At 56.2% G+C, this 6,380-nt stretch carries 13 protein-coding genes; 6 read left to right on the plus strand and 7 right to left on the minus strand.

Annotated elements, in window-relative coordinates:
- Positions 1-124: 124 nt before the first annotated feature.
- Positions 125-709: a hypothetical protein gene (locus DES47_RS26160; protein WP_133703723.1), complete on the minus strand. Its 585-nt coding sequence runs from the start codon at positions 707-709 to the stop codon at positions 125-127.
- A 178-nt stretch (positions 710-887) separates the two neighbouring features.
- Between DES47_RS26160 and DES47_RS26165 the strand changes: the two genes are divergently transcribed.
- From DES47_RS26165 to DES47_RS26180, 4 genes are all read left to right on the plus strand, one after another.
- Positions 888-1,082, plus strand: a complete 195-nt coding sequence (locus DES47_RS26165; RefSeq protein ID WP_133703724.1) for a type II toxin-antitoxin system VapB family antitoxin — start codon at positions 888-890, stop codon at positions 1,080-1,082.
- Complete coding sequence (gene vapC, locus DES47_RS26170; RefSeq protein ID WP_133703725.1) at positions 1,079-1,480, plus strand: type II toxin-antitoxin system VapC family toxin; 402 nt, start codon at positions 1,079-1,081, stop codon at positions 1,478-1,480. The genes DES47_RS26165 and vapC overlap by 4 nt, the downstream gene beginning before the upstream one ends.
- A 167-nt stretch (positions 1,481-1,647) precedes the next feature.
- Positions 1,648-1,899, plus strand: a complete 252-nt coding sequence (locus DES47_RS26175) for a type II toxin-antitoxin system Phd/YefM family antitoxin (RefSeq protein ID WP_133703726.1) — start codon at positions 1,648-1,650, stop codon at positions 1,897-1,899.
- Entirely contained in the window at positions 1,896-2,150 is a 255-nt protein-coding gene (locus DES47_RS26180) for a Txe/YoeB family addiction module toxin (RefSeq protein ID WP_133703727.1), read from the plus strand. Before DES47_RS26175 ends, DES47_RS26180 begins: the two co-directional genes overlap by 4 nt.
- Positions 2,151-2,348: 198 nt before the next feature.
- Here DES47_RS26180 and DES47_RS26185 read toward each other — a convergent pair whose 3' ends face one another.
- The gene (locus DES47_RS26185) at positions 2,349-2,726 is read right to left on the minus strand and encodes a hypothetical protein (RefSeq protein ID WP_133703728.1); all 378 of its coding nucleotides are present in this window, start codon (positions 2,724-2,726) and stop codon (positions 2,349-2,351) included.
- Positions 2,727-2,846: 120 nt separating this feature from the next.
- On the minus strand, positions 2,847-3,128 hold the full coding sequence (locus DES47_RS26190; protein WP_133703729.1) for a helix-turn-helix domain-containing protein: 282 nt from the start codon (positions 3,126-3,128) through the stop codon (positions 2,847-2,849).
- 508 nt (positions 3,129-3,636) lie between these two features.
- Here DES47_RS26190 and DES47_RS26200 point away from each other — a divergent pair.
- Together DES47_RS26200 and DES47_RS26205 are read left to right on the plus strand one after the other, a co-directional pair.
- Entirely contained in the window at positions 3,637-3,882 is a 246-nt protein-coding gene (locus DES47_RS26200) for a FitA-like ribbon-helix-helix domain-containing protein (protein ID WP_133703730.1), read from the plus strand.
- Positions 3,879-4,274, plus strand: coding sequence for a type II toxin-antitoxin system VapC family toxin (locus DES47_RS26205; protein WP_133703731.1), 396 nt, complete (start codon positions 3,879-3,881; stop codon positions 4,272-4,274). Before DES47_RS26200 ends, DES47_RS26205 begins: the two co-directional genes overlap by 4 nt.
- 202 nt (positions 4,275-4,476) lie before the next feature.
- On the opposite strand, the gene DES47_RS26210 is transcribed toward DES47_RS26205, so the two are convergent.
- The 4 genes from DES47_RS26210 to DES47_RS29070 form a co-directional block, all read right to left on the minus strand.
- Positions 4,477-4,788 (minus strand): hypothetical protein, encoded by a 312-nt coding sequence (locus DES47_RS26210; RefSeq protein ID WP_133703732.1) that lies wholly within the window; start codon positions 4,786-4,788, stop codon positions 4,477-4,479.
- A 79-nt stretch (positions 4,789-4,867) separates the two neighbouring features.
- A complete protein-coding gene (locus DES47_RS26215) occupies positions 4,868-5,167 on the minus strand; it encodes a BrnA antitoxin family protein (RefSeq protein WP_133703733.1) in 300 nt (99 codons plus the stop codon).
- Positions 5,151-5,420, minus strand: coding sequence for a BrnT family toxin (locus tag DES47_RS26220; protein WP_133703734.1), 270 nt, complete (start codon positions 5,418-5,420; stop codon positions 5,151-5,153). The genes DES47_RS26215 and DES47_RS26220 overlap by 17 nt, the downstream gene beginning before the upstream one ends.
- Positions 5,421-5,917: 497 nt before the next feature.
- The coding region (locus DES47_RS29070; RefSeq protein WP_208115123.1) for an SMI1/KNR4 family protein at positions 5,918-6,380 on the minus strand (463 nt) is incomplete at its 5' end.

Here is a 6,380-nt window from a genome sequence, read left to right on the forward strand (position 1 = left end):
GTGCTGGCGCGGCCGATGTCGCCCCAGCGCTTCTTGCTGTGGGCAGCGACGCTGCCGGCCGGCTGCGTGGTGGCCTTGGAGGGCTGCTGCCGTCGCCTGCAATGACGGGTTGGGCGTCATTGGTTCAGCCGCAGCGTTGCCCAACACCTGGAACCAACTTGGCCAACAACTGGGTTTTTGCAGAGTTCCTGGAAAGAAACTTTAGATCAGCTTGCATTTCAAAGAGCTCATCGGTTGCCCGAGTGAAAGTTACCGTTCCTGCAGTTGCGAAATCGCAGGGATAGCCGCCTACAGGACATAACCAAGCTAGCAAACCACCCGCCTCATCAGGCATGCCAATGTTCCAACGTCGTGAGTTCCTGACTATGGCAAGAGTCTCGTTAACCCGAATGTGAAGTTCTTGATTGCCCACTAGCGGGAGCGAATACACAACAGGCGAATACATCAAATTTGGATCTTTGACAGTAACCGTCGGTAGTTCGTTCCTCACCTTAAAGACAAAGTCCACGGCTGGTCCATCGGTGTTTGCGCAACCTTCGCGGGCCAGACCCGCTGATTCGACACGCACAACTACGTCTGGTGGCAGGTCTGACGTGCGAACTGTTTCCTCGATATGGTTCTTGATAGTTCTCGGGACGCTCTCCGCTTTCGAACAACCCAGAACAAGGATGGTGATTCCTGCCGCAGCGAGAAATCGAAGCAGTCTCATAAATGACGCTCAACGTTTGACATGAGGGGCAGACGATGGCGGCACCAGCTTTGGCAACCAACACGAGCCATGCTCGCCGTTGGCTGTCCCCTCGAAGGAATGGTTAGATTCCGGCGCGCTGCCACAGACTGCCACAACAGAGATAGAATGTGTACTTGGATTCAAAGGAGTACACATCGTGCGAACCAACATTGAGATTGACGACAAGTTGATGAAGGATACGCTTCGTGCGACCGGCTTGAAGACAAAGCGCGAGGCCGTGGAGCTTGGATTGCGAACCGTACTTCTCTTGCGCCAGCAGGAACGGATACGCCAACTGCGCGGCAAGTTGACTTGGGAAGGCGACTTGGATGCGATGAGGACTGACAAGTGATTCTTGTTGATTCCAGCGTCTGGATCGACTACTTCCGAGGAACCGCCACAGTGCAGACCGAGAAGCTTGACGGCCTGCTCGGGCGAGAGCCTCTTGCAATTGGCGACTTGATCCTGGCCGAGGTACTGCAAGGCTTTGCGAGCGATCGTGACTTCAGGCAAGCTCAAAAGCTCCTCGACTCGCTGGAAGTCATCGATCTTGGCGGCAGAGACATCGCAATTAAGGCCGCGAAGAACTTCCGGGCATTGCGAGCGCTTGGCATCACGGTGCGCAAAACGATTGACACGATCATCGCCACACGATGCATTGAAAGCGGATACACGCTGCTGCATTGCGACCGGGACTTCGAACCGTTTGTGGCGTATCTCGGCCTTCGCAGTGCAGTTCAAGGAATCTAACGTTTGACATGAGGGGCAGACATCGGCGGCACGGGCATTGGCAACCAGCACGAACCTTGCTCGCCGTTGGCTGGCCCCTCGATGGATTGGTTGGGCGTCTTGGCACTGGCGATGGACAACACAGCGCTCAATATGTACAATAAGGCGTACATATAAGGAGCCCCGCAATGGATGCGATTACGTACTCGGCTGCGCGCGCCAACTTGGCTAGCACCATGGATCGAGTTTGCAATGATCATGAAGCGCTCATCATTACGCGAAACGGCGACCAATCTGTGGTGATGCTTTCACTAGAAGACTTTCAAGCAATGGAAGAGACCGCGTACCTGCTGCGAAATCCAGCGAATGCCAAGCGCTTGATCTCCGCTGCGGCCCAGTTGATGGCTGGCCAAGGTACTGAGCGCGAGCTGGCCAAGTGAAGCTCATTTTTGCTGATGAAGCATGGGAGGACTATCTCTTCTGGCAAAAACAAGATCGCAAGATGGTCGAGCGAATCAACAAGCTGATTCGTGAAATACAGCGTGAGCCCTTTGAGGGTATTGGCAAGCCAGAACCGCTCAAACATGCGCTCGCCGGATTTTGGTCTCGCAGGATCACTGACGAGCATCGCGTTGTCTACAAAATCGAAGGCGACGCTCTTCTGATCGCACAGCTCCGGTATCACTACTGAGACGCCCAACGTTTGAGCTAACCGGCACGCGACGGCAGGACGCCGCAGGGCCAGAATGAAATTAGGCCCAGTGGTGGCATGCGCGACATAGCGGCCTTTGACGCCTGACGTTTGACATGAGGGGCAAACGACGGCGGCACAAGCTTGGGCAGAAAGCCCAAACCTGAACCGCCGTTGTTTGTCCCCTCGATGGAATGGTTAGGCATCACGATTTTCCAGGCGGGCGAGTGCTTGACGCGCAGGCTGATGCAAATAGCTCCATTCGTGCCGACTTAGCTCAAGCAAGGATGCTCGGTGCGGAAGGAGTAGCTCGACAGGAAGCTCAGCCAGCACGTTTGCAGCTGCCCAAGGCGCATCGCCTGCGTCGTCGCCTTCGAGCGCGATGTCGACAAGACTAGCAAGGAGCCCCGCGTCATAGTGATGTGCAGCAAAGTAGCTTTCGATCATTTGGCTCGTCGGTGTTGAAGTCGTGAAAATCAGAAGCGCTCGAAGATTACCCGCATCGTGATGACCTTTGCGAATTGCCTCGCCCGCAGCGGCAATTGCCTGATCTCGGTGATGCTCGCTACTTTGCATGAACGGCTCTTTGTGATGCCCAACGTCTGAAATGAGGGGCAAACGACGGCGACACCAGCCTGGACGGAATGCTCAAACCTGCACCGCCGTTGTTTGTCCCCTCGATGGAATGGTTGGGCATCACCCGCGCAACTCGCGCAAGACTTCGGGATGAGCAACTGCGACCTGAAGAAGCGTCTTCGCAGCACCAGTGGGTTCGCGCCGACCTTGCTCCCAGTCCTGCAGCGTACGAGCAGAAACACCCAGCAGAATGGCGAAGTCTTGCTGGGAAAGACCAACTTGTGCCCTTGCCTCGGCCGCGGCCGGAAGTTTGACCTTGGTGACGCGAGCCGCTTCGCCTCGACGCATTTGCTTCACCGACTCCAGCAAGTCTTGCTGGAACTTTTTCAGTTCAGTTGGCATCTTCGACTCCTTGTTTCAGTTCCGCTAGGAACGACGTTGGCAAGTTGTCAAACTTGCCTTTCGTGTACACGATGAGCAGCCAGATTGTTTGAGCGCTAGTGTTGAAGTAACCAGAGCAAGCCCCACCAGGGAAGAAGCATGCCGAAACCTTCACCACCCCACATGATTGAACAGAACAAAGTCAGCTGACAAAGAGCCAAACCCCCTACCAAGTGCGGAACTGAAACCCGCGGATAGAGGTTTCGAGCCACGGTGCGGGCGAGGAAATAGCTTGCGACGGGACCCCAAAGCACGAAAAAGAAGAATGCAATGTTGATGAACCGACCAACGCTCTCCATAGCTGCCTAACGTTTGACATGAGGGGCAAGCGTCGGCGGCACCAGCTTGGACAGAATGCCAGAAGCCGAACCGCCGTTGCTTGTCCCCTCGATGGAATGGTTAGCCCGCAGCGCCTTGACTTGAACCACCGGGTGGAACCATAATGGTTCCATTATGGATGGAGAGCGCCGTGCCCACAACCCTGACATTGAAGAATATCCCCGACGCCGTGTACGACCGGCTGAAGCTTGCTGCAGAAATGCACCGCCGAAGCTTAAATAGCGAGGCCATCGTGTGCCTTGAGTCGGTGTTGCTACCAACCAAGATGATGCCGAGCGAGCGGATTGCTCGGGCTCGCGAACTGCGGGCGGCTTTGCCGGACGGCAAGTTCCGTGCGCGTGACATCGATGCGGCGAAGCGCGAGGGCCGCCCATGATCGTGGTCGATTCGAATGTGCTCGCGTACTTGTACCTGCCTGGCGAGTACACAGCTGCAGCTGAGGCATTGCTTGAGCAGGATTCCGATTGGGCCTCTCCAATCCTATGGCGCAGCGAGTTTCGCAATATCTTGGCGGGATACATGCGACGCAAAGCCATTTCGTTCGAGCAAGCGAACAGCCTCCAGCGAGAGGCAGAGAGCCTACTTGAAGGTGCAGAGTTCGAGGTCGATTCCTCGGCGGTGCTGGAACTCGTTCGCGACAGCGACTGCTCCGCATACGATTGCGAGTTTGTTGCTCTCGCAATGAAGCTCGACACGAAGTTGGTCACCATGGACAAAAAGCTGCTGCGAGCATTTCCGAAGCGCACCATCGCTCTTTCTGCGGGCTAACGTCTGAGCTAACCGGCCCGCGACGGCATGACGCCGGAGGCGCGGACAACGGCGGCACAAGCTTTGGCAAGGACCGCAAACCTTGCCCGCCGTTGGCTGTCGCTTCGATGGAATGGTTAGGCATCATTGCCGGCATCAAAGCTATTTGCAATTTGTTTACTGTGAGCACTGAAGCAAATATTCGCCAGACGACGAACGCCATCTATTCGATGAGCTTCCAGATTCGCTCGCTGACAAGCATAGCCCCAACAATTGTGGCCAGTTGCAGGGCGAATGACATCCCATAAACGGTCGTGTCTTCGATCTCCGAGGTTTGAAATACGAGCTTCGGCCCCAAGTAAAGGACGATTGAGCGAACGACTTTCCCGGAGTTCTCTTCAGTGTCAACGCAGACCGACACTGCCTTGGACTCGTGATCGTGATAGAGGGCAAACGTGAAGACGGGGACCTGACGTCGCTTGACTTCTGAAATCGCGTTGGCCAGCACTTCGGAGAATAGTTTAGACGGCGACATGCTCTGGATGCCTAACGTTCGAGTTGAGCCGCAGACCGAGGCTTGCCGAGGGCTGTCGGCTCGAACGACTGGTTCGGCCTCACGCCCTGCGCGAATGACGGGCAACGTACTGTTGCAATACGCCATCCATCCGCGACTGCCAGCCCTCGCCAGTGGACTTGAAGTACGCCACCACCTCAGGGCTGTAGCGAACAGACACCAGCAACTTCTTGTTTTCAGACTTGGGACGACCACGCACCGCCTTGAGCGGAACCATGGCCTGCAATTGTTTAGGCGTCAGTGGCTGCGCATCAGGATCGGCCTTGGCCGCTGCCGTGATGGCTTTGTCTTCAGCCACGGTCGGCATGACAACCGTTGGCCGCTTAGTAACTTTGGACATAGTGCTTCACCTCGCGTCGATTGGCCTTGCGCAAGCTGATGATCCTTCGGGCATCACCGCGATCCACAAACGCCACGTAGTACAGGATCCCGGTATCGGGTGCGAGAGCGATCATGCGCATCTCGCCGTACTCGTACCGGTCATCAACCCACACCAGAGCCTCATCCCAGTCGAGCCCTGACGCCAGCGCAAGTGACAGGCCATGTTTCTCTTGATTGGAAGAATCTTTAGCTGGGTCAAATTCAATCCGCATGTTTAATTGTAGCTACATAAATTAAGCAAGGCAAATACGGAGAACTGCGGTCTTTGGTGGGGCCGAACGTCTGAGCTAACCGGCCCGCAGCGGCATGACGCCGGAGGGCCAGAATGAAATGAGGCCCGTAGGAGGCATGCCGTTGTGGGTCCGGTTGAGCGCGTGGTTGGGCAGCATGGCAGGGTTGTTTGAACAGAGGGCACGACCGAGGCCAAGCGACCAAGTGATTGGATTGTGGCCTTGCGAACTGCCTCGTGGCAACCCAAACTGAAACTCGCTACCGGCGGACTCGCGCCGCCGAGCAAGAAAGCTCCGAGCAGCCACAAGTGCTGGCACACGCTTCATGCGAATTCCCGCGCTGACCGAAGGCACTGACCGTGAGGCAGGGAAAGCCAAACCGTGCATTGCTCATCGTTCACGATGCGGCCCAACGTTTGAAATGAGGGGCGGACGACAGCTGGCAAAGCCAGATGTTGGACGTCCCCTCGATGGAAGGGTTAGGCGTCCCGCTCGTACGGTAGGCATGGAAGACCGTCCACCCACTCACCGAGCTTGAAATCTCGGCGCTCAAGTTCTTCCATGAAGGCAAGGAAGCTCGGGGCGACATCAGCGTACTCGGGGGTGGAGCGAGGCAAGAAGACAATGTTGCTACTGATTTTGGTGTACGCATATAAGTTTCCTAGATCGTCTTGCGCAAAGATCACGGCGCCTCGGAGGTGGCCTTGCCTGATTTGGCTGAACCAGTCGTACCGAAAACTCAAGGTTTCATCATCGTCGCCGTACCCTACTGATAGCAGCCAAACCTTCAAGTCTTCTGGTAGTGCAGTCCCGACTTTGCTCTCGATACGCTCAATCTCCGACGAAGCGTATCCGTCCGGCCAAGTCATCTTGACGCGGGACGACGTGCAGTTCAGACCGACGGCTTCCAACGATACGGCAGCAGTTCGGCCAGCGCTGACG

Origin of the sequence: Roseateles toxinivorans, assembly GCF_004362525.1 — a bacterium.
GTDB classification, from domain to species: Bacteria; Pseudomonadota; Gammaproteobacteria; order Burkholderiales; family Burkholderiaceae_C; genus Paucibacter; species Paucibacter toxinivorans.

What these genes read in the sequence shown, in the direction of transcription:
- DES47_RS26160 (WP_133703723.1), bottom strand. Translation starts at nt 709, where the DNA reads ATGAGACTGCTTCGATTTCTCGCTGCGGCAGGAATCACCATCCTTGTT.
- DES47_RS26175 (WP_133703726.1), top strand. Translation starts at nt 1,648, where the DNA reads ATGGATGCGATTACGTACTCGGCTGCGCGCGCCAACTTGGCTAGCACC.
- DES47_RS26185 (WP_133703728.1), bottom strand. Translation starts at nt 2,726, where the DNA reads ATGCAAAGTAGCGAGCATCACCGAGATCAGGCAATTGCCGCTGCGGGC.
- DES47_RS26190 (WP_133703729.1), bottom strand. Translation starts at nt 3,128, where the DNA reads ATGCCAACTGAACTGAAAAAGTTCCAGCAAGACTTGCTGGAGTCGGTG.
- DES47_RS26205 (WP_133703731.1), top strand. Translation starts at nt 3,879, where the DNA reads ATGATCGTGGTCGATTCGAATGTGCTCGCGTACTTGTACCTGCCTGGC.
- DES47_RS26210 (WP_133703732.1), bottom strand. Translation starts at nt 4,788, where the DNA reads ATGTCGCCGTCTAAACTATTCTCCGAAGTGCTGGCCAACGCGATTTCA.
- DES47_RS26215 (WP_133703733.1), bottom strand. Translation starts at nt 5,167, where the DNA reads ATGTCCAAAGTTACTAAGCGGCCAACGGTTGTCATGCCGACCGTGGCT.
- DES47_RS26220 (WP_133703734.1), bottom strand. Translation starts at nt 5,420, where the DNA reads ATGCGGATTGAATTTGACCCAGCTAAAGATTCTTCCAATCAAGAGAAA.